The organism is Paraburkholderia strydomiana (assembly GCF_046030495.1).
Classification (GTDB): Bacteria; Pseudomonadota; Gammaproteobacteria; order Burkholderiales; family Burkholderiaceae; genus Paraburkholderia; species Paraburkholderia strydomiana_A.
On sequence record NZ_JAQQCJ010000012.1, the window covers coordinates 147,791 to 166,739 of the forward strand.

Annotated in this window: 17 protein-coding genes and 1 tRNA gene; 13 read left to right on the forward strand and 5 right to left on the reverse strand. The window is 61.6% G+C overall.

The window, feature by feature from the left end; translation table 11 throughout:
• Positions 1-247 precede the first annotated feature (247 nt).
• Positions 248-324: transfer RNA gene (locus tag PQQ53_RS17875), tRNA-Arg, on the forward strand.
• 776 nt (positions 325-1,100) lie between these two features.
• Positions 1,101-2,354: an MFS transporter gene (locus PQQ53_RS17880; RefSeq protein ID WP_408325099.1), complete on the forward strand. Its 1,254-nt coding sequence runs from the start codon at positions 1,101-1,103 to the stop codon at positions 2,352-2,354.
• A 127-nt stretch (positions 2,355-2,481) separates the two neighbouring features.
• On the opposite strand, the gene PQQ53_RS17885 is transcribed toward PQQ53_RS17880, so the two are convergent.
• A complete protein-coding gene (locus PQQ53_RS17885; RefSeq protein ID WP_408155082.1) occupies positions 2,482-2,694 on the reverse strand; it encodes a YciI family protein in 213 nt (70 codons plus the stop codon).
• A 219-nt stretch (positions 2,695-2,913) separates the two neighbouring features.
• Between PQQ53_RS17885 and PQQ53_RS17890 the strand changes: the two genes are divergently transcribed.
• From PQQ53_RS17890 to PQQ53_RS17925, 8 genes are all read left to right on the forward strand, one after another.
• Positions 2,914-3,843: a LysR family transcriptional regulator gene (locus PQQ53_RS17890; protein WP_408146260.1), complete on the forward strand. Its 930-nt coding sequence runs from the start codon at positions 2,914-2,916 to the stop codon at positions 3,841-3,843.
• Between the two features lie 114 nt (positions 3,844-3,957).
• Positions 3,958-4,452 (forward strand): cupin domain-containing protein, encoded by a 495-nt coding sequence (locus PQQ53_RS17895; protein ID WP_408146262.1) that lies wholly within the window; start codon positions 3,958-3,960, stop codon positions 4,450-4,452.
• A 34-nt stretch (positions 4,453-4,486) separates the two neighbouring features.
• Positions 4,487-5,506 (forward strand): hydroxyquinol 1,2-dioxygenase, encoded by a 1,020-nt coding sequence (locus tag PQQ53_RS17900; protein WP_408325164.1) that lies wholly within the window; start codon positions 4,487-4,489, stop codon positions 5,504-5,506.
• A 32-nt stretch (positions 5,507-5,538) separates the two neighbouring features.
• Positions 5,539-7,005 (forward strand): aldehyde dehydrogenase family protein, encoded by a 1,467-nt coding sequence (locus tag PQQ53_RS17905; protein WP_408325101.1) that lies wholly within the window; start codon positions 5,539-5,541, stop codon positions 7,003-7,005.
• A gap of 7 nt (positions 7,006-7,012) precedes the next feature.
• Positions 7,013-8,080 carry a maleylacetate reductase gene (locus PQQ53_RS17910; protein WP_408325102.1) on the forward strand — a complete coding sequence of 356 codons (1,068 nt, stop codon included), beginning with the start codon at positions 7,013-7,015 and terminating at the stop codon, positions 8,078-8,080.
• Between the two features lie 31 nt (positions 8,081-8,111).
• Positions 8,112-8,981, forward strand: a complete 870-nt coding sequence (locus tag PQQ53_RS17915) for an intradiol ring-cleavage dioxygenase (protein WP_408146269.1) — start codon at positions 8,112-8,114, stop codon at positions 8,979-8,981.
• A gap of 5 nt (positions 8,982-8,986) precedes the next feature.
• Positions 8,987-9,298 (forward strand): YciI family protein, encoded by a 312-nt coding sequence (locus PQQ53_RS17920; protein ID WP_408146271.1) that lies wholly within the window; start codon positions 8,987-8,989, stop codon positions 9,296-9,298.
• A gap of 3 nt (positions 9,299-9,301) precedes the next feature.
• Positions 9,302-9,634 carry a Rieske (2Fe-2S) protein gene (locus PQQ53_RS17925; protein WP_408325103.1) on the forward strand — a complete coding sequence of 111 codons (333 nt, stop codon included), beginning with the start codon at positions 9,302-9,304 and terminating at the stop codon, positions 9,632-9,634.
• Positions 9,635-10,080: 446 nt separating this feature from the next.
• On the opposite strand, the gene PQQ53_RS17930 is transcribed toward PQQ53_RS17925, so the two are convergent.
• Positions 10,081-10,464 (reverse strand): DUF427 domain-containing protein, encoded by a 384-nt coding sequence (locus PQQ53_RS17930; protein ID WP_408146275.1) that lies wholly within the window; start codon positions 10,462-10,464, stop codon positions 10,081-10,083.
• Positions 10,465-10,820: 356 nt separating this feature from the next.
• Positions 10,821-12,398, reverse strand: coding sequence for an acid phosphatase (locus tag PQQ53_RS17935; RefSeq protein WP_408155076.1), 1,578 nt, complete (start codon positions 12,396-12,398; stop codon positions 10,821-10,823).
• 247 nt (positions 12,399-12,645) lie between these two features.
• Here PQQ53_RS17935 and PQQ53_RS17940 point away from each other — a divergent pair, with 247 nt between their 5' ends.
• From PQQ53_RS17940 to PQQ53_RS17950, 3 genes are all read left to right on the forward strand, one after another.
• Entirely contained in the window at positions 12,646-14,103 is a 1,458-nt protein-coding gene (locus tag PQQ53_RS17940) for a cytochrome-c peroxidase (RefSeq protein WP_408325105.1), read from the forward strand.
• A 593-nt stretch (positions 14,104-14,696) separates the two neighbouring features.
• Positions 14,697-15,083: a hypothetical protein gene (locus PQQ53_RS17945; protein ID WP_408146281.1), complete on the forward strand. Its 387-nt coding sequence runs from the start codon at positions 14,697-14,699 to the stop codon at positions 15,081-15,083.
• An 82-nt stretch (positions 15,084-15,165) separates the two neighbouring features.
• The gene (locus PQQ53_RS17950; protein ID WP_408325106.1) at positions 15,166-15,615 is read left to right on the forward strand and encodes an NUDIX hydrolase; all 450 of its coding nucleotides are present in this window, start codon (positions 15,166-15,168) and stop codon (positions 15,613-15,615) included.
• A 61-nt stretch (positions 15,616-15,676) separates the two neighbouring features.
• Here PQQ53_RS17950 and PQQ53_RS17955 read toward each other — a convergent pair whose 3' ends face one another.
• The gene (locus PQQ53_RS17955; RefSeq protein WP_408325108.1) at positions 15,677-16,723 is read right to left on the reverse strand and encodes a transporter substrate-binding domain-containing protein; all 1,047 of its coding nucleotides are present in this window, start codon (positions 16,721-16,723) and stop codon (positions 15,677-15,679) included.
• Positions 16,724-16,865: 142 nt separating this feature from the next.
• Positions 16,866-18,575, reverse strand: coding sequence for a glutamine--tRNA ligase/YqeY domain fusion protein (locus PQQ53_RS17960; protein WP_408325110.1), 1,710 nt, complete (start codon positions 18,573-18,575; stop codon positions 16,866-16,868).
• Between the last annotated feature and the right edge of the window lie 374 nt (positions 18,576-18,949).

Here is an 18,949-nt window from a genome sequence, read left to right on the forward strand (position 1 = left end):
AAGCTGCCGGGCCCGTTTGTTTTGTGAGCGGATGAGTTTTCCTGACAGGGGGCCTGGCGAGGGTCGTCGGATCGAAGCGGCCCGTAGCGCGTGGCACCGGGTTTCCGGTCGCCGGCCCGGTCAGTTACAATTTCGGTAAGCACGAACCCTGTGGCTTGTGCGAGCACAGGTTCCACGATTCCCGTACGCGGGTTCTCATTGCGGGCGATGCACGTCGTGCGCGGTTGTTGCATCGCCTCACTTCATTACGGCAGTAGCTCAGCTGGATAGAGCATCGGCCTTCTAAGCCGAGGGTGGGGGGTTCGAGTCCCTCCTGCCGTACCAGTCAAATCAAACAGAAAGCCCGGTTTCGATAGCCGGGCTTTTTGCTTTCTGGCGTCCGCGCAAGCGCCGGTGCAAGCGATTTTTCGCGGCTTCTGCCGTTGTTTGCAAAGCGGCAGGAGGTATCGCGACCAGGATTCGCTCAAGCGCAAAGGTGCAACTCCCCGATCGCGGCATTCGAGAACTATGGTCAAGCTAAAGATTGCCGATATCACTCGCGTGGGGGCAGCGTAGTGTCGATGGGCTCAGACGTGATGGGGCCGACATTCCTTGCGCTGATCATGTTGAACGCGATGTTCGCCATTGTGGCGTCATGCCCTGGCAGGCAACGTACCAACCCAACCTTTGTCGATATACGAAGGCCGTTTTGCAAGGCATTGCCGCCATGTTCCGGCCCGCACGCAAAGTCAACTGAATCCGTCCTGAAGCGAGCCGCCGCCTGGCCCCGCTGATGTCTAGGGGGGAATCCCCTGGGACACTGGAAACCGCCCAATTTCTTCGGCGTCCGCGACGCGCTGCCCTTTCCAGTACACGCTTCCCGCTTGCCGGTGCCGATTATTCGTCTTTCGCAAATGGCGCGTTCGCCAGTTCTTCGATACCCGGGTGGGGCTCGTTGCACCTATCTTCGGGGCATCGCCGGATGGGTTCGACAGAGTCTCGCGAACCAAACTGGCGACCCACCATCCTTCGCGACTGAGGTCGCACACAAAAAATCGGAGTTGGACCATGCGCTGACACTTCGGAGAGCGCACTGGTAGCCAATGTCAACGGAGACGGAAATGAATGCAAACAAGTGGGACAGCTCCTACGAATGGAAAGCAGTCACGCTACTGGCGCTTGGTTTTGGCCTGGTTGGACTGGACCGCTGGCTCATCGCGCCGCTATTTCCATCCATCATGAAGGACCTCAACCTGAACGCGCAGGACGTCGGTAACTGCATTGGCGTGCTCGGCCTTTCGTGGGGCGTCTTTGCGGCACTGATGGGTGGCATCTCGGACAAGATTGGGCGCAGGAAAGTACTTATCCCGGCAATCCTCGCGTTTTCGCTCCTGTCCGGCTTCTCCGGACTTGCGGGCGGGCTGTTCAGCCTGATTGCCATCCGAAGTTTAATGGGCGTCGCAGAAGGCTCCTTCTGTCCCACGAGCTTTGCTGCCACCGCTGATGCATCGCACCCACGCAGACGCGGCCTGAACCTCGGCCTTCAGCAAAGTGGGTTTGCTCTGTTCGGATTGGCGCTTGCGCCAATCATCGCGACACAGTTGCTGGGCTTCGTCACATGGCGGTGGGTGTTTGCTCTCGTAGCAGTCCCGGGGCTGATACTCGGTTTGAGTATGTTTTATGTCATTCGCGAGCCGAAGCCGGCGCCGAAAGTCGCCTCCGAGGAGACTCCTGCTTCGCTCCGCCACGTTCTGAAGAGCAGAAACATTATCGTGGCGATGGGAGCACTTTGCTGCGCGATGACTGGCGTCTTCGTCCTCGGCGCACTCTTGCCCTTGTATCTAACGGGGTACCTGTTGCTCGACACGCAGCGAATGGGACTGGTCGTCTCGGCCATCGGTTTCGGCGGGTTTCTTGGTCAATTTGGCTTGCCGGGTCTGTCCGACATCGTCGGACGCCGCCTGGCAAGCATCGTGGGCTTTGCAGGGACCGCCGCGATGCTGTACATCTTCCGCGAACTCGGCCCGCAGCCGTTACCGCTGTTTGCTGTCCTGTTCGTGGCTTCATTCTTCACGCTGGGTCTGGTGTCGTTGCTCTCGGGGCCGGTCGCGACTGAAGCTGCGCCTGTCGGACTTGTATCGACGTCCATCGGTGTCGTGGTCGGTGTCGGTGAAATCTTCGGCGGCGGAATCGCGCCTGCCCTTGGCGGCTATGTTGCCGCGCACTTCGGAATTCAAAACATTCTCTGGCTGCCGATGTTCGCCGTGGTGCTCGGCATCGTCGTTAGCCTGCTGCTCAGGGAGACCGCGCCGGCTGTCCTGCAGCGTCGTCAGCCCATGCGTGCCGGTCTGGCGGCAGGAGAGCAGCCGAGATAGACCATGACGGGACCCTGGTGTCGAACGCGGGCCCTACGATGAGGCACCCGAATCATCGCGGTTATCAACACGCTTGTTGAAAGCATGGATGCAAACGCTTTGCCATAACCCAATTCTGGCGAATGGGTCATTGGCATTGAACTCGATGACATCCTTTTTGCGCTCTGCCTCGATCAGGAAAAAAAGAGCCAATCATGGTTTCATCATCGTCGTCCAGCAAAGGACCTGAGACGACTGTCTTGATATTCGCGTTTGAGAAGTACGATTTGTGGTCCGCATAGTTGTCGAGCCGGGTCTGAGCCTGGCCAGGTTTGTCGAGCGCGTGAATGACGTAAAACATGAGCATCCTCCTGAGAAGTGTCGCCGCATGAAGGGCGAAAGTGGTGGGAGTTTTCCTGGCGTAGGTGCGAAATGGGCATTCCACAAACCGGCATTCTGGCGGCGGTAAGTCACCGCGCCACACGCGCATCCGCTGTGAGGGCGCGACGTTGTATGTGACGCGCAGCGGGTCCTCCTGTCCATATACACTGATACTTTTGCTGACGATGGAAGGATGCGTATGGACCGGTTTCTGAGCATCGAGGCGTTCGTGCGGGTCGCAGAAGCGAGCAGCTTCGCTGAAGCCGCCCGACAGCTTGGTGTGACCAGTTCAGTCGTGACGAATCGAATTCAGCAGCTGGAGAAATTCGTCAATGCTCCTCTCTTTCACCGAAGCACGCGCCATGTGCGGTTGTCAGAGGTGGGAGAAGCGTTTTACCGCGAGTGCGCGGAAGTAGTGGGTCGGGTGAATGAGCTAACCGACCAGATGCGTGAGCTGCGCGCAACGCCTACAGGTCGCCTTCGCATTCAGATGCTGCCGGGATTTGCGCTTGGCCACTTTGGTATTCCGATGGCCGAGTTCAACCGGCGCTATCCTGGCATCCAGCTTGACGTGATAGTCAACGACCGCGTCGTTGACCCGGTTGAAGAAGGGTTCGACATAGCATTTCAAATATTCCCTGCGATTTCGGAATCGCTCATTGAGCGACGCCTCTTCACTGTCCGCCGCCTATTCTGCGCGGCCCCAGCCTACATCGCTGCCCATGGTGCGCCGCGGCACCCGCGCGACTTGTTGCAGCACACAACAGCTCTCTATTCGGGATATCCCTCACGCAACCGCTGGACGCTAACGCGCGGAGAAGAGGTTGTCGAGATGGAGCTGCCGGGCATGATTCGGTCAAACTCGGTCCATCTACTTCGCGATTACGCGCTGACTGGCGGCGGTGTCGTGTGCTTGCCGACGCTAGTCGCTAGCGCTTCGCTTCTCGACGGCTCGCTGGTGCCTATTTTGACGGAGTACCAGCTTTCGCATCTGAGTTTCGCAGCGGTCTATCCCGCCACGCAGCGGCAGGCCCTGAAGGTCAAGGCTTTAGTCGAGTTTCTCGCGGAGCATATCGGTCCTGAACCCGCTTGGGACGTGCCCTTGATTGAGCGCGGCTGGGTGTCTTGACGACGTCGATTATTCGCGAAGCGCAAATGCCGTAATCGTCATCACGCGGGTTGTTGCAGCTGCCTCCTGCTCCTAAAGTTCAAGCTAACGAAAGCTTAACAACAGGAGACAGCAATGACCGACACGGCATTCCATACCGTCTTTGGCTCGCTCGATAGCTATCACAAGGGCGACATTGAAATCACGAGCGGAAGTGCTCGCCACTATGCCTTCTCGAACGTCTTCGAGGTGGCTTCCCAATCGGCTCCCTACGAGAAGATCGTAGTCGGCAAAAATCTTGAGTACGTCATCGAAGTGGTCCGGACCGAGGGCCGTTCGGCATGGTTCGTCTGCGCGCATGACGAGTTCACCATTCTGATGGATGGCGAGGTTCGAATCGACTTCATCAAGCTCGATACGCCGCCTACGACAGGAAGCGGGACCGTTCTCGCTGGAGATGAGCCTGCTGGCCGTCGGATGGGGCATGTCGTACTGCGAAAAGGGCATCAGGCCATGTTGCCAGCAGGCTGCGCGTACCGGTTCACGGCTCGCAAGCCCGGGGTCGCGCTCGTGCAGACCATCCTGGGTGAACTGTCGGTGCAGAAATGGGCAGACGTCTGCCTGCATTGACATTCACTCATCGAACATTCCAAGGAGACAAGCTATGGCCACCCTTGAAACCAATGACCACTCCATCGGTTTTGCTGCCGACACCGTGCGTGCGACTGAACCCGACGCAATAACCGGGTATCGTCGCTTCACCCTCGGTGCATTCGAATTTCAACGCGACGAGTATTTCGTGAAGATCAACTGGCCGGCGAAAGGCCAGACGCGCACGCACGCAGTTCCCGCGGACGCGTTCCTGCGCGCAATGATGCGTGATGTCGCGTGGGGATTTTTCTATGGATGGGTGAATTTCGACCACGTGTTTGGCACGCGCAATCACTACGGCAAGGTCGATGTCTATGCCGGCACGTTCAACGGCGTCATGAAAGACGCCGGGGTCGACTATACCGAGACCTTCGAAACGCCGAACATCATGGCCACCTTCAAAGCCATGTTGCACGACTGGACCAATGAGGGCTTCGACCCGTTTGCTGCACCAGAGGAAACCGGCACCGCGTTCGGCCGCAAACATGGCGAAAACGGCGCGGCAATCGAACGTACCCGTATCGCAACGCGCAGGATGCCTGGTCTCGAAGGTGATTCGCCCTTGCGCAACGACCTGCCGGTCAATCGGGCATTCCTCGATGTCGTACAGGACGAGCCTGAAGTTCATGCCGAGCCTGGCTTCGAGGGCGAGCTGCATGCCTTCAACCTCTTCAAGTATCTGTCGCGCTCCGACGTGACATGGAATCCGTCCGTCACGTCCGTCTGCGGTCGCAGTCTGTTCTGTCCGACGACCGAGGAATTCATTCTGCCGGTGTTTCATGGGAACGACCGGGTCGAATGGTTCCTGCAACTCTCCGACGAAATCGTCTGGGATGTCGGCGACAAAAACACGGGTGCACCGCGTGCCCGCATCACGATGCGCGCGGGCGACATCTGCGCGATGCCGGCCGACATCCGACATCAAGGGTATTCGACGAAGCGCTCGATGTTGCTTGTCTGGGAGAACGCAACTCCGGACCTTCCGCAACGGTACGAGAGCGGCGAATTTGCGCCGTACCCGATCGAGTTTTGAGTAGCGAGCCAGCAATAACCCGAGGACGATTCATGCAAACCCAACTCTTCATCGACGGACGCTTTGTCGATGCCGTCGACGGCGGCACCATCGACGTGCTTAATCCTCACGACGGCTCGCTCATCACGAAGATTGCGGCGGCCAGCGAAGTAGACGTTGACCTGGCTGTCGAGGCAGCAACGCGCGCTTTCCCGAAATGGTCGACCATGGCTGCAGCGGAACGCGGACGACTTTTGTTGCGCCTCGCCGATGCTATCGAGGCAAATGCGGAGGAGCTCGCCCAACTGGAGTCGCTGGACACGGGCCATCCGATTCGCGACTCGAGGGCTCTCGACGTACCGCGCACCGCTGGCTGCTTCCGCTATTTCGGCGGTATGGCCGACAAGCTGCAAGGCTCCGTGATTCCCGTCGAGACCGGCTTCCTGAACTACGTGCAGCGCGCACCGATCGGGGTTGTCGGGCAGATTGTGCCGTGGAACTTTCCGCTTATGTTCACGAGCTGGAAAATGGGTCCCGCCCTCGCCGCAGGGAACACAGTGGTGCTAAAACCTTCGGAAATCACACCGCTATCGACTCTGCGCATCGTCGAACTCATGGATGAGGTCGGGTTCCCCACGGGCGTGGTGAATATCGTTCCCGGGTATGGCCACACGGCCGGTCAGCGTCTCGCCGAGCACCCGGGTGTAGGCAAGATTGCGTTCACGGGCTCGACGGCGACGGGCCGACGCATTGTCGAGGCGTCACAGGGAAACCTGAAGCGTGTCCAGCTGGAGCTGGGCGGCAAGGGCGCCAACATCGTCTTCGACGACGCCAACCTCGATGCCGCGATTAACGGCGCGGCATGGGCGATCTTTCACAACCAGGGGCAGGCATGCATTGCTGGTTCGCGTCTTGTTTTACACGAACGCATCGCTGACGAGTTCCTTGAGCGGTTCGTTTCGTTGGCGTCTTCTGTCCGCGTGGGCAATCCGCTTGACCCCAATACGGAGATGGGGCCGCTTACCTCGAAGCAGCACCTGGATCGCGTGCTGACGTTCGTCGACGTTGCGCGCGAACAGGGCGGTCGTGTGCTCGCGGGCGGGAGCGCGCCGCAAGACCCTGCGCTTGCAAATGGTTACTACGTCCGCCCTACGGTTATCGAGGCGAAGACTGCCGCCGACCGTATCGCGCAGGAAGAGGTATTCGGGCCGTTTGTCACCGTGCTTCGCTTCAGCAGTGACGAAGAGGCTCTTTCTATCGCGAATGGCACTGACTATGGTCTTGGTAGTGGTCTCTGGACTCGTGACCTGTCGCGTGCGCACAAGACTGCCGCGCAAATCCGCGCGGGCATGTGCTGGATTAATTGCTACAAGCGAGTCAATCCTGGCAGCCCGTTCGGTGGTGTGGGGCAGTCGGGATACGGTCGTGAAATGGGCTTCGAGGCTATGCACGACTACACCGAAGCACGGTCCGTGTGGGTCAACGTCGACGGCAACGTGCCGCCGCACTTCAAGCGCTGAGGCCTGAATGGAGCGCTTTGTCTACCAGAGTACGCCCTCCCGCGTGGTTTTCGGGAGCGGCGCGCTTTCGAAGCTCCCCGAAGAGCTGGATAGGCTGGGGGCCCGACGCGCGCTCATCCTGTCGACCCCTGAGCAGTTGCAGTTGGCTAACCGGGTGAGGGGCATATTGGGTGAGCGCGCCGCTGGCGTGTGCGCACAAGCAGTCATGCATGTGCCGGTTGAGGTCGCACGCGCGGCATGTGAGATGGCCGCGGAGCTTGGCGCGGACTGCTGTGTCGCGATAGGTGGCGGCTCTACGATTGGGCTGGGTAAAGCGATAGCGCTTGAGTCGTCACTGCCAATCATCGCCGTGCCGACTACCTATGCGGGTTCAGAGATGACACCAATCTTTGGCCTCACCGAGGGACGCCTGAAGCGAACCGGACGTGACGCCCGCGTGTTGCCCCGTACCGTGTTATATGACCCGTCCCTGACGCTTTCCTTGCCGGTGGACATCTCCGCTGCATCCGGAATCAACGCCATGGCGCATGCAGTCGAGGCGCTGTATGCAGAGGATGCGAATCCCATAGTCAGTCTGATGGCGGAAGAGTCGATACGCGTCTTGGGCGAGTCGTTGCCGAAAATCGTGCGTGCGCCAGGCGACAGCGAGATGCGAAGCCAGGCACTGTATGGTGCATGGCTTGCGGGAACCTGTCTTGGTGCAGTCGGCATGGCACTTCACCACAAGCTCTGCCATACGCTCGGCGGCACATTCAATTTGCCTCATGCCCAAACGCATGCGGCTATGCTTGCGCACACAGCCCACTATAACCACCGTGCCGCGCCCGAGGCGTTACAGAAAGTTGCGAGAGCCCTTGGCGGCCATGAGCCCGCCGAAGCGGGTCGCCTTTTATTCGAACTGATTCGGCAACTGGGGATTCCGGTTGCGCTGGCAGATATAGGACTACCTGAAAGCGGTCTCGATGAGGCCGCTGAACTGGCGTGCAAGAACCCGTATGTGAACCCTCGTCCCGTTGAGCGCGGAGCGATTCGTCAGCTTTTGCAGAATGCATGGGAGGGGCGGGCGCCACATTGAGGCAAAGAGTCTGGTAAATGGAGGAGACTTGATGATTGAAAACCAACAGGGCGACAGCGCGTTGACCGAACAGGTCATCGCCAGCTTCGCAGGCACGCCGGACGCACGCTTGCGCATCTTGATGCAAAGCCTGGTCCAGCATCTTCACGCATTCGTGCGCGAGGTGGAACCGACTGAAGCGGAGTGGATGGGAGCTATTCGCTTTCTCACCGAGACCGGCAAGATGTGCGATGACCTCGTTCGTCAGGAGTTCATTCTCTTATCGGATACGCTTGGGGTCTCGATGCTCGTCGACGCGATAAACCACCGCTATGCAACGGGGGCGACAGACACGACTGTGTTTGGTCCGTTCTACATCAAGGGAATGCCTGAGCGCGCATATGGGGAGAACATGGCTTTGACGCCGGGGTCCCCGGTCGTCGTGCGGGGACGCGTATTGGATACCGATGGGGAGCCAGTAGCAGGGGCCGTTCTCGACGTCTGGCAGACCGCGGAGAACGGCATGTATTCAGGCCAGGATATCGCTCAGCCGCACGGCAATCTTCGAGGACGCTATCGGAGCGACTCCGAAGGGCGCTACGCAATCACCACAATCTTGCCCGTCAGCTATCCAATCCCAACCGATGGTCCGGTTGGCAGGATGCTCGGCGCAACCGGCAGGCACCCATGGCGACCTGCGCATCTGCATTTCATGATTGATGCGCCAGGGCGGCGCAAGCTAGTCACTCATCTGTTTGATGAGGACGACCAATTTTTGGAGTCGGACGCAGTCTTCGGTGTCAAACCTTCTCTAATGGTCGCATACCGGGACCGTCCCGCGAATGATGAGCTGGCGCGACAGTTCAAACTGGCCGGCCCATACCGCGAAGCGTGTTACGACTTTGTCCTCGACCGGAGCTAATCAAAATGGCCCGCTTTTACGCCGTCTTCGCCACGGACAAGCCGGACATGCGAGAAGTCCGTGAACGCGTTCGCCCGAACCACCGAACCTATTTGCGAAGCGCGGCGCAGCACGGTGTGTTTGTGCGTCTCGGCGGCCCCACTTTGGCGCCGCAATGCGATGCCATGAATGGCACCTTGCTGGTGGTGGAGGCAGACGACCTCGATGCCGTCATGCAATTTGTCGGAAACGACCCATACATGAAGGAAGGTCTTTTCGCGCGTGTGGAAGTGCGCCCTTGGGACTGGAGCCTCGGCAACCCTGAGCGGCGGGTGTGAGCGATGTGCGCAAGCCGATTGTGCTGGTTTGCCGAAGTCCCGGATGGCGGTGCGCGCGTCATTGACGAAAAGCGTGCTGGACGTCCCGTGGTGGTCGTGCGGCGTGGGCTACAGGTGTGGGCATACGTCAATCGTTGCCCGCATTTTTCGGTTCCTCTCGATTTTGAGCCTGGAACCATCTTTTGTTACAAGGCGCAGGTGCTCATGTGCGCGCATCATAGCGCGCTGTTCAGATTCGATGATGGTCGGTGCATCGAAGGACCATGTGAAGGCTCGGCCCTGGAAGCGGTGCCGGTCGAGGTCGAACAAAGCGGGTGGGTGGTCCTCACTCGATAGCCGCGATAGGCACGTCGTCAGGGAATCAACGCGGCGTCGCTCAATTTTTAGATTTCATTGCACATGAACTTACTCGCCAGATATGTCTTTACTTCATCATAAGTTAAAGACTTTCTTCGACACATAAGGCCATATGGCGGACGGAGCTCTTTTTTCAGGGCGCACGGAAAGAAGGCTCCTCTGTTTGGACGCGCAAGTAGCAAAAAACGAAGCGTTATGCGAAGGATGTCCCGTGTATTTGTGTACTGTCGGAGATGTTGCGCTCGCAGCTCACAACGCCATTGCGCTCACGTTCTCAGCCAGTTTTCCTACGCCGATGCTCATGCTATCCAACGCGTTGACCACGTGACCAGGTTCGTGATCGATGTGAGCGCCGGCGACCCCATCGCACCTCATCACGCGCGCCGCGAAGCGGGACCTCGGCCGTTTCGCCAGGCACGAGGTTCCTACTTGCCCGGCTGCACGTCGATCGAATCGACCCGGTCCGGATAGAACGCCAGATGCTGCGCGATCTCCTTCACCGACGCGTACGGCGCCTCATACGTCCACACCGCATTCACCGTCCGCTCGCCGCCGATCGGCACGCTGTAGTACGCGCAGTCGCCCTTATACGGGCAGTAAGTCGAATGATCGGTGCGCTCCAGCAAGGTCATTTCGACATCGGTACGCGGCACGTAATACACCGGCGGATAAGCCGCTTCGTGCAGCACCAGTGCCTTGTGCGTATCGGCGATCACCCGTCCGGCCACGGTCACGACCACGCGGGCCCGCGCCGGCTCGACCGTGATGGGATGAGCGGGACCGGGCACCTTGATGGTTTTTTCAGTCATCTCGTCGAACTCCTGAATGAGCGGGCAGTGCTGCCACGCGTGAGGAAGGATGGGCGGCCGGCATCGACGGCAACGCGCGTGCCTTGGGTCGAAGCATACGCCGCTCACGAAAACGCGTGCGCTCGGCGCGTGCCTCGATGGCGGAGAAGCGGACAGGCCGCGCGGGCCATGCCCAGGACGAAAAAAAGGGCAGCCGAGGCTGCCCGTCGAAGTCTCGCCATCAGGCGGACTGTTGCTTGTCGATTGCGCGTCCACTGGCCGCGCTCCGTGGTGCGCCGAATGGGCGTTGCCGACCCGCTGGGGCCGGCATGGATAGCCGGGCCGAAACCAATGCGCCGCGCCCGGCTGCCACGTCCTTAATGCTTGATATCCAGCGCCGCGGTCAGGTCGCCCAGCGGCTTGCCGCCGTTGCTGGTCAGCGCCGCGTCACGCGCCGCGATACCCGGCAGCGTCGGCAGCGAGTAACGATGCGTGATGAAGCGCAGAATCGACGTCGTGTCGTACTGCGTGTGATCGACGTAACCCTTCTTCGCGAACGGCGAGATGATCAGTGCGGGAATGCGCGTGCCCGGACCCCAGCGGTCGGCCTTCGGCGGCGCCACGTGATCCCAGAAACCGCCGTTTTCGTCGTAGGTCACGACCACCAGCATGTTGTTCCACTGCGGACTCTTCTGCAGATGCGAGATCACGTCGGCGATGTGCTGGTCGCCGCTCGCGACGTCGGTGTAGCCCGGGTGCTCGTTCAGGTTGCCCTGCGGCTTGTAGAACGACACCTGCGGCAGCGTGCCGGCATCGATCGCCTTGATGAACTCGGAACCGCCCATGCCGCCGTCGAGCAGATGCTGCGCGCGGTTTGCGGTGCCCGGTGCGAGATCGGCGAAGTAGTTGAACGGCTGATGGTGCGGCTGGAAGTTCGGTGCCGTCAGGTTCGCACCGTAGATCACATTCGACGTGCCGTTCTGCGCCGCGGCTGCCGCTGCGCCCCATGCGCCGCCGTACCACGCCCACGACACCTTCGCGTCGTTCAGCAGGTCGCCGATGTGCTTTTGCGTCTGCGGCGGCAGCGTGGTCGCCTGGCTCGGATCGGCGAGATTCGCGTCACCGCCGGACGCCGCCTTGTTGCCGCTCGGCTGATACGCCGGCTGCATCGTGTTGATCGCGTAGAAGTCCGGCGTCAGGTTGCCCGACAGCACGTACTTGGGCGGACCGCTTTGCGCCGAAGCCGGCGAGTTCGACGCGACCTTGAGCGTCACGCCGTCGCTTTCCACCGCCGAGATCGAGGCGGCCGCCGGGCTCTTGTCCGCGTTCGGATAGATCGGCGTGCACGCGCAGACGAGCCACTGGTGATTCAGGAACGAGCCGCCGAACGCGCCCATGAAGAAGTTGTCGGCGAGCGTGTATTGCTGGGCGATCTTCCAGAGCGGCAGCTTGTCGGCGTTGAGCGAGTAGTGGCCCATCACGAGGCCGCCCGAATCGGCCCAGGCGGCGAACTTGTCGTTCTTGCCGCCGTTGATCTGCATCTGGTTCTCGTAGAAGCGGTGATAGAGGTCGCGCGTCGTCGCGGTGATCGGCGTGTTGAAACCCTTCGGGTCGTCGATCGCGAACGGGCTGTTCGGCAGATTGGCCGTCATCGCCTGCGTGACCACCGGCGTCACGCCGGTTTGCGTGAGGCCGTTCCATACCTGCGGCAGCGTCGCGAGCGGCGTGCCGTCGCGGTCCACCTGGGTGGAGTTCGCCGCGCTCACGTTCTGCAGACCGTTCGCGCCCGGGAAGTTGCCGTACAGATTGTCGAAGCTGCGGTTTTCCGCGTAGATCACCACGACCGTCTTGATCGACGTGATGTCCGGCTGCGTGACTTCGCTGCCGCCGCACGCATACAGACTCAGTGCCGCTGCGATCGCGATGGGCGTCGCGCAGATCAGTTTCTTGTTCATTTGAATGATTTCTCTCTCTCGCGTTGGGGACGGGCCGCGCGCATTCCTTACACGAACGACCGCCGGCGAAAGTTTCGCAAGGGAATTTGACAGAGAGATGTAATTAATTACGAAACGCCTTTGTCGGGAATTTTCCGTCGGCTGAGTGTCATTTGATAGACATTAAAATGAAATATGCTCGCCGACTTCGATATCGCACACTCACATCGTTCATATGCGGCTTGGTCTGACGGGGATTCGGGAAACAATGATGCGGCGAGGCGAACGGCGAAGCGCCGGGCAGGCGGGAGCGGGTGCGCGGCGGGCGGTGTTCGCCGCGATGAGCGCGATGACGGTGACCTTGGTGCTGGCAGCTTGCGATGCGGGCGGTGCCAGCGCGGATGCCGTCGCAGGAGAGAATGCGCAGGGCGGCGCGAAAGCCGGAGCGAGTGCAGGCGCAACTTCCGCGGCGAACCACGCCAATGCGCCCGTCTCCGCCGCACCCGAGGCGGCCTCCGCCGTGAAGGTCGCAGGCCATGACGCCGGCCGGTCGCGCGCGCAGGTCTACGAATCCGTGCGGCAAATGACGGCGCTCGGCAAGCAGCTCTTTTTCGACGCGTCGCTCTCCGGCTCGGGCAAGCTCGCTTGCGCGTCGTGCCACAGTCCGGAGCACGGCTTTGCGCCGGCTAATGCGTTGTCGGTACAGCTGGGCGGCAGCGACATGCACCGCACCGGCATGCGCGCCGCGCCGACGCTGAAGTATCTGCAAGCGGTGCCGGCGTTCGCCGAGCACTACCACGAGTCCGACGACGAAGGCGACGAAAGCGTGGATGCCGGACCCACCGGCGGCCTCACGTGGGACGGGCGGGTCGACCGTGGTGGCGAGCAGGCGCGCATTCCGCTGCTGTCGTCGTTCGAGATGGGCAGCACGCCGGCCAAAGTCACCGCGGCGGTCAAGGCCGCGCCATACGCCGACGCGTTCCGCGCGGCCTTCGGCGAGCACATTTTCGACAACGACGCCGCCACCTTCAAGGCCGTGCTGCAGGCGCTCGAAACGTTCGAGCAAACGCCCGAGGTCTTCTATCCGTACACCAGCAAGTACGACGCGTATCTGGCGGGCAAGGCACAGCTGACGCCAGCCGAACTGCATGGCCTGCAACTCTTCAACGACGAACAGAAGGGCAATTGCGCGAGCTGCCACATCAGCCAGCGCACCCGGGACGGCGCGCCGCCGCAGTTCAGCGACTTCGGTCTGATCGCGATCGGCGTGCCGCGCAATCGCGCGCTGCCGGTGAATCGCGATCCGCGCTTCTACGACCTCGGCGCATGCGGCCCGGAGCGCACCGACCTGAAGGGGCGCGACGAATTCTGCGGCCTTTTCCGCACGCCGACGTTGCGCAACGTCGCGTTGAAGCAGAGCTTCTTCCACAACGGCATCTATCATTCGCTCGAGCAGGCGGTGCGCTTTTACGCCGAACGCGACACGAACCCGGCAAAGTTCTATCCGGTCTCGAAGGGCAAGGTGCAGAAGTTCGACGATCTGCCGCAGCGCTACTGGGCCAACCTGAATACCGACGCGCCGTTCGACCGCAAACCGGGCGACAAGCCGGTGTTCGACGCAGCTGAGATCAAGGATGTGGTGGCGTTTCTGAAGACGCTGACCGATGGGTACCAGGCGCCCGGCGCACGGGTCCATGTGGCGACCACCGCTGCGGCCGCAAACTGACGGTGGAAGAGGGCAGGCCGGGCTATGGTTTCCGTGGCCTGCCTCCGGGTGACGAGCGGCTGCGCTCAGTCGAACTGAACCGGCGAGGATGCAATAGCAGGCGCCGATCAGCAGCGAAGGACACACAGGTGACGCCGACGCGCATGCGCAGAGTGGGCCAGCGCGCGGCCGGCACGCCGCCCATCCGTACGATACGTTGCGTCAATCCGGGATCGGGGCCGCTCGCGGCCGGCACGAGCGCGACGCACAGCAGCGCGAGGGTGGCGGCGAAAATCTCCCGGGCAAGAAAGAAGTTCAGGACGAGCAGTCGGAAGCTTGACGGCTGTGGGAAGGGAATCGCTAATCTTATGAAGACGCTTCATAAGACGCTAGGGGAATCGCCCTAAAATCGACAGCGTCTGCCGCGCCGTTGACGGATGATGCGGTAGCTGAAGGCCTGCAGCCCGCGTCGAGTCGATCCGCTTGCCGCGCGTCAATGGCAAGCCGCGTCGCGCTGGCCTTTCCCGAGGGCATGCTATCCTTTTGGGGTCCAGATCAAGAGCCGCGGCCCACGCGCTCGAAACCGCTCCGAACACTTTCGAGGAGAATCTTTCATGTCGATACGAACCCGTGTGCTGCTTCATCTGACCTGCGCGAGCCTGCTGCTGGGCGGCGCAATCGGCGCGCAGGCGGCGAATCTCGGCTTTCTGAATGACACGCCGATGTCCTACATGAAGCAGCGCGACGTGGAGTCCGTGAAGAAGGCCGTCTTCGCCGCGCTCAACGACACGAAGGACGGCGAAAGCGCCCACTGGGTCAACGAAGGCACAGGCAACAGCGTGAAGATCGACGCAACGATCGCCGTCGTCGACACCACCAACGATGGTGGGCGTACCTGCCGCAATCTGGCCGTCGAACTGAATGCGAAGGGCCAGTCGATGCATCTGCGTCCGCAGTTCTGCAAGCAAGGCGCCGCCTGGCAATTGCAGAAGAAAAACTGAGGATGCAGGTCGTGATGGCTGCGCGCGCCGGCCTGCTGCCGGCGCCGCTCGAAGCCGCGCGCTGCGGCGGCGCGGCGCGTCGATGAGCCCGCGGGTCGTTTCTTGCGGGATCATTCTGCTCGACCCGGATGGCCGGTTGCTGCTCGCGCACGCCACCGAAACGTCGCACTGGGACATTCCAAAGGGGCACGGCGAAGAGGGTGAAGCGCCGCACGTCACCGCGTTGCGTGAGATGGTCGAGGAGACCGGCATCGCGATCGCGCCGGAGCGTCTGAAGGATCTCGGCCTGTTCGTCTACCGGCGCGACAAGGACCTGCATCTGTTCGCCGCGCGCGCCAGCGCCGACGAACTCGATCTGAGCGCATGCACCTGCACGTCGCTGTTCCCGCGGCGCTCCGATGGCACGCTGATTCCCGAGATGGACGCGTACCGTTGGGCCGCGATCGATGAAATTCCTAAGTATGCGAGCCGCAGTCTCGCGCGGCTCTTTCAGACGACGCTATCGCTGGCGGAGTTGCATCGGTCCTTATAGAGGCGGAGACGGCGACCGTTTGCCGTTCGCCCCCCACTCCCTGACGCGCCACGCGCCACGCTTAATCCAGCGCGCGGTCGTTCGGATGCGCGAACAGTGCGCGGTTCGATTCCGACAGCGGAAAATTCAGATTGATGCCGTGCGGCGGGATCGGCTGCGTGAACCACTGCCTGTACAGACGTTCTGCGTCGCCGGAAGTCTGCGAGCGCGAAATCACCCGGTTCACGAGCGTGCGGAAAGGTTCGTCGCCCTTGCGGAACATGCACGCGTAGACTTCGTAGCCGAGCGGCGTGCCCGTCACGACGAAGTCGTCGGGGCGTGGATCGGTCGACTTGAAGCCATACACGATCGGCTCGTCCATCACGAAGGCCACGGCCCGGTCCTCCTTGACCGCGGTAAAGGCTTCCAGATGATCGCGCGCGCTGGTGATGCGCATGTTCAGATGCTTGTCGGTATTCAGGCGGCGCAACAGACGTTCGTCGGACGTGCCCGCGGTCGTCACCACCGTCTTGCCGGCCAGATCCGGAAAATCCGTAATGCCGCTGTTCTTGCGCGTGATCATGCGCACCGCGTACTGGAAAAAACTGTTCGAGAACGCGGCCACGTTTTCGCGCTCCACAGTGTGCGTGGTCGAACCGCATTCCAGATCGATCTGGTTGTTCAGCAGCATCGGCGTGCGGTTCGACGAGGTCACGGTGATCTCGTGAACCTTCAGCTGCGGCATGCCGAGCGTTTTCCTGATTTCATCGACGATCTGCAGCGCGATGGTCTGCGAATAGCCGACCGTCTGTTTGCCGTCGAAATACGAGAATGGGATCGACGCTTCACGCACGCCGAGCACGATCACGCCGTCGTCGTGGATTTTTCTCAGCGTGCCGGTGAGTTCGTCCGCGTGAGCGGGGTCGACAAGCGAAGCCGCGCCGAGCGTGGCGAGCGCCACGAGCGCGCAACGCGCCCGATAGGCGAAACGTGCGGGGTAGGCGGCGCGCGCCGCACGAACGGCGCATGTGCGCTGTGCGTGGCGTGCGCCGTGAGCCGTGCCCGGCGTCGTCAACGTTCCGGTACTTGCTCCGGCACTTGCCCCGCGGTGGCGGGCTGCAACTTTCATCGGGCCTCCCGGACCGGCGCGCCCACCAGGCCGCGCTGTGACTGTCGATAGACCATCATGCAACGAAACGGCGTGCAGCCCGTGAAGCGGGATGCACGCCGTCTGCAACTTCAGATGCGCGAAGACCGGCGGCCGCTCCAGCTTACGCCGGCTTGCCCCAGCTGTCGCGCAGGCTGACGATGCGATTGAACACGGGCTTGCCCGGCTTCGAATCGACGCGGTCGGCGACGAAATAGCCGTGGCGCTCGAACTGATAGCGCTGCTCTGGCAGCGCGTCGCGCGCGCCCGGCTCCAGGTAGGCGTTGACCACGCGCTTCGAATGCGGATTCAGCGCTTCGAGGAAGTCGCGCCCGCCGGCGTCCGGTTGCGGCTCCTTGAACAGCCGGTCGTAGATGCGCACTTCGGCGGGGCAGGCGGCGGCCGCGCTGACCCAGTGAATGTTGCCCTTGACCTTGTAGGTGTTCGCGCCTTCGGTGCCCGACTTGCTGTCCGGGAAGTAGTTGCAATGCACCGCGACGACGTTGCCGTTCTCGTCCTTGTCCGCGCCCGTGCATTCGATCACGTAGCCGTAGCGCAGCCGCACCTTGTTGCCTGGGAACAGGCGGAAGTAGCCCTTCGGCGGCGCTTCGTTGTAGTCCTCGCGCTCGATCCACAGTTCGCGCGAAATCGGAAACTCGCGCACGCCCTGTTCCGGATGATGCGGGTGGACCGGCGCGCTGCACGGCTCGGTGACGCCTTCGGGGAAGTTGTCGATGATCAGCTTGAGCGGATCGAGCACGGCGGCGATACGCGGCGCCTTCTCGTCGAGATCGTCGCGCAGCGCGCCTTCGAACACGCTCATGTCGATCCACGAATCGACCTTGGTGATGCCGATGCGCTCGCAGAACAGCTGGATCGACTCAGGCGTGAAGCCGCGCCGGCGCAGGCCGACGATGGTCGGCAAACGCGGGTCGTCCCAGCCGTCCACGTGGCCTTCGTTGACGAGTTGCAGCAGCTTGCGCTTGCTGGTGATCGCGTAGGTGAGGTTCAGGCGCGAAAACTCGATTTGTTGCGGCAGCGGGCGCGTGAAGATGCCCGCGTCGGCGAGCTCGTTCAGAATCCAGTCGTAGAGCGGCCGATGATCTTCGAACTCGAGCGTGCACAGCGAATGCGTGATGTTTTCCAGCGCGTCCGAGATGCAGTGCGTGTAGTCGTACATCGGGTACACGCACCATTTATCGCCGGTACGGTAGTGATGCGCGAAGCGGATGCGGTAGATCACCGGGTCACGCATGTTGAAGTTCGGCGACGACATGTCGATCTTCGCGCGCAGCACGTGCTCGCCTTCCTTGAACTCGCCCGCCTTCATGCGGCGGAACAGGTCGAGGTTCTCCTGCACCGAGCGCTCGCGGAAGCGCGACGGCGTGCCGACTTCCGTGGCCGAGCCGCGGTTCGCGCGCATTTCCTCGGCCGACTGGCTGTCCACGTAGGCCTTGCCGCGCTCGATCAGCAGCTCGGCGAATTCGTACAGCTTGTCGTAGTAGTCGCTCGCGTAGTAGAGCTGCTCCTTGCCGTCTTTTTCCCACTCGAAGCCGAGCCAGCGCACCGAGTCGATGATCGAGTCGACGTATTCGACGCTTTCCTTTTCCGGATTGGTGTCGTCAAAGCGCAGATGGCACACGCCGCCGTAGCTGCGCGCGATGCCGAAGTTCAGGCAAATGCTCTTCGCGTGACCGATGTGCAGATAGCCGTTCGGTTCGGGCGGAAAGCGCGTTTCGACGCGCTGGTCCCACTTGCCGGTGCGGTTGTCGTCGTCAATGATGTTGCGGATGAAATTGGATGCCGCTGGCGCGTCGTTGCGTTCGGTATTCATGCGAGAAGGTGAAAGTCTGTCGGGGGCGCGTGGTGCGTCCACTTATCCGACAATTCTACCTGAGCAGTCCGGCGACGACAGGCGAATGCGGCGCGCAGCCAACGGTTGAGCGCTTCTGGCGCGGATTTTGGGGGTGCCGGGGCGCTGTAACAGGAGGTAAAACGTTTTGTTCGCGTGCTCGCGAGCGACTTAGTATGCCAGCGGCGCGGGGTTCGTCCGACGCACGCGGCGCTGGCAGGCCTGGGCCTCCTTGCCTCGGGTTTTTCGGGGTTTTCGAAGCCGCGGGAGGTGGTCCGTGACGTGGCGTGGGCGTGGTGTTGGCCGCACGGTGTTGGCCGTATTCCCATCGCAGCCGCGTCGCGTTCACGTCGAAC